Annotated in this window: 2 protein-coding genes and 1 pseudogene; all 3 read left to right on the top strand. The window is 67.9% G+C overall.

Translation table 11 applies throughout. The annotated features are described in order from the left end of the window. A partial coding sequence (gene fliF, locus G3O06_RS47570; RefSeq protein ID WP_205820235.1) for a flagellar basal-body MS-ring/collar protein FliF occupies window positions 1-1707 on the top strand: 1707 nt, incomplete at its 5' end. After that, entirely contained in the window at window positions 1697-2692 is a 996-nt protein-coding gene (fliG, locus tag G3O06_RS47565; protein WP_069249110.1) for a flagellar motor switch protein FliG, read from the top strand. The genes fliF and fliG, both read left to right, overlap by 11 nt. Further along, window positions 2685-2774: pseudogene (locus tag G3O06_RS47560) on the top strand (flagellar assembly protein FliH); the annotation flags it as partial. The gene fliG and the pseudogene G3O06_RS47560, both read left to right, overlap by 8 nt.

Raw genomic sequence — 2774 nt, 5'->3', positions numbered from 1 at the left:
CCGGCGCCCGGCGCCGCCGCGGCCGCCGCGTTGCCGGGCGCGGGTAGCGCAGGCGCGGACTTCGGGCTTGGCGGCTTCGCGGAACGCATCCCCGGCATCTCGCGGATGAAGGGCAACCCGAAGCTGCCGTTCCTGATCGCCGTCGCATTCGCGGTCGCCGTGATCACCGCGCTCGTGCTGTGGAGCCGCGCGCCCGACTACCGCGTGCTGTACAGCAACCTGTCGGATCGCGACGGCGGCGCGATCATTGCCGCGCTCCAGCAGGCAAACGTTCCCTACAAGTTCGCCGATGCCGGCGGCGCGATCCTCGTGCCGTCGAACCAGGTGCATGAAACGCGCCTGAAGCTCGCCGCGATGGGGCTGCCGAAGGGCGGCTCGGTCGGCTTCGAGCTGATGGACAACCAGAAATTCGGCATCAGCCAGTTCGCCGAGCAGATCAACTACCAGCGCGCGCTCGAAGGCGAGCTGCAGCGCACCATCGAATCGATCAACGCCGTACGCGGCGCGCGCGTGCATCTCGCGATCCCGAAGCCGTCGGTGTTCGTGCGCGACAAGGAAGCGCCGAGCGCGTCGGTGTTCGTCGACCTCTACCCGGGCCGCGTGCTCGACGAGGGCCAGGTTCAGGCAATCACGCGGATGGTGTCGTCCGGCGTGCCCGACATGCCCGCGAAGAACGTGACGATCGTCGACCAGGACGGCAACCTGCTGACCCAGACGGCCTCGGCATCGGGCCTCGACGCCAGCCAGCTCAAGTATGTGCAGCAGGTCGAGCACAACACGCAGAAGCGCATCGACGCGATCCTCGCGCCGATCTTCGGCGCCGGCAACGCGCGCTCGCAGGTCAGCGCGGACCTCGATTTCTCGAAGATCGAGCAGACGTCGGAAAGCTACGGCCCGAACGGCAATCCGCAGCAATCCGCGATCCGCAGCCAGCAAACCAGCAGCGCGACCGAACTCGCGCAGGGCGGCGCGTCGGGCGTGCCGGGCGCGCTGTCGAACACGCCGCCGCAGCCGGCTTCCGCGCCGATCGTCGCCGGCAACGGCCAGAACGGCCCGCAGACGACGCCGGTCAGCGACCGCAAGGACCAGACGACCAACTACGAAGTCGACAAGACGATCCGCCATCTCGAGCAGCCGATGGGCAGCGTGAAGCGGCTGTCGGTCGCGGTGGTCGTCAACTACCAGCCGGTCGCAGACGCGAAAGGCCACGTGACGATGCAGCCGCTGCCGCCCGCGAAGCTCGCGCAGGTCGAACAGCTCGTGAAGGACGCGATGGGCTACGACGAGAAGCGTGGCGACTCGGTGAACGTCGTGAACAGCGCGTTCTCGACCGCGAGCGACCCGTACGCCGACCTGCCGTGGTGGCGCCAGCCCGACATGATCGCCATGGCGAAGGAAGCGGCGAAGTGGCTCGGCATCGCGGCAGCCGCGGCGGCCCTCTACTTCATGTTCGTGCGCCCGGCGATGCGCCGCGCGTTCCCGCCGCCCGAGCCGGTCACACCGGCGCTCGCGGCACCTGAAGATCCGGTCGCGCTCGACGGCCTGCCGGCGCCGGAGAAGGCCGAGGAACCCGACTCGCTGCTGCTCGGTTTCGAAAGCGAAAAGAACCGTTACGAACGCAACCTCGACTACGCGCGCACGATCGCCCGCCAGGATCCGAAGATCGTCGCCACCGTCGTGAAGAACTGGGTGTCCGATGAACGCTGAAGGCTTGACCAAGAGCGCGCTCCTGCTGATGTCGATCGGCGAGGAAGAGGCCGCGCAGGTATTCAAGTTCCTCGCGCCGCGCGAGGTCCAGAAGATCGGCGCCGCGATGGCCGCGCTGAAGAACGTCACGCGCGAGCAGGTCGAGGACGTGCTGCACGAATTCGCGAAGGAAGCGGAGCAGCACACCGCGCTGTCGCTCGATTCGAGCGACTACATCCGCTCGGTGCTGACCAAGGCGCTCGGCGAGGACAAGGCCGGCGTGCTGATCGACCGCATCCTGCAGGGCAGCGACACGAGCGGCATCGAGGGCCTGAAGTGGATGGACTCGGCCGCCGTGGCCGAACTGATCAAGAACGAGCATCCGCAGATCATCGCGACGATCCTCGTGCACCTCGACCGCGACCAGGCGTCCGAGATCGCGTCGTGCTTCACCGAGCGGCTGCGCAACGACGTGATCCTGCGGATCGCGACGCTCGACGGCATCCAGCCGGCCGCGCTGCGCGAGCTCGACGACGTGCTGACGGGCCTGCTGTCCGGCAGCGACAACCTGAAGCGCAGCCCGATGGGCGGCATCCGCACCGCGGCCGAGATCCTGAACTTCATGACGAGCGTGCATGAGGAAGGCGTGCTCGAAAGCGTGCGCCAGTACGACGCCGAACTCGCGCAGAAGATCATCGACCAGATGTTCGTGTTCGAGAACCTGCTCGACCTCGAGGACCGCGCGATCCAGATGGTGCTCAAGGAAGTCGAGTCGGAAACGCTGATCATCGCGCTGAAGGGCGCGCCGCCGGCACTGCGCCAGAAGTTCCTCGCGAACATGTCGCAACGCGCGGCCGAACTGCTCGCCGAGGATCTCGACGCGCGCGGCCCGGTGCGCGTGTCCGACGTCGAGACGCAGCAGCGCCGCATCCTGCAGATCGTGCGCAACCTGGCCGAGAGCGGCGCGATCGCGATCGGCGGCAAGGCGGAAGACGCGTATGTCTGATTCGGCGAGCGATCGCGCGGGCACCCTCACCGCCTACCAGCGGTGGGAGATGGCGTCGTTCGACCCGCCGCCGCCCCCGCCA

This window comes from Burkholderia sp. Ac-20345 (assembly GCF_017104825.1).
In the GTDB taxonomy this organism is placed as follows: Bacteria; Pseudomonadota; Gammaproteobacteria; order Burkholderiales; family Burkholderiaceae; genus Burkholderia; species Burkholderia lata_B.
The sequence above is the reverse complement of the archived record's forward strand: the minus strand, read 5'-3'. Positions and strand labels throughout refer to the sequence as shown.

Coding starts and splice junctions, on each gene's coding strand:
- fliG (WP_069249110.1), top strand. CDS start 1,697: ATGAACGCTGAAGGCTTGACCAAGAGCGCGCTCCTGCTGATGTCGATC.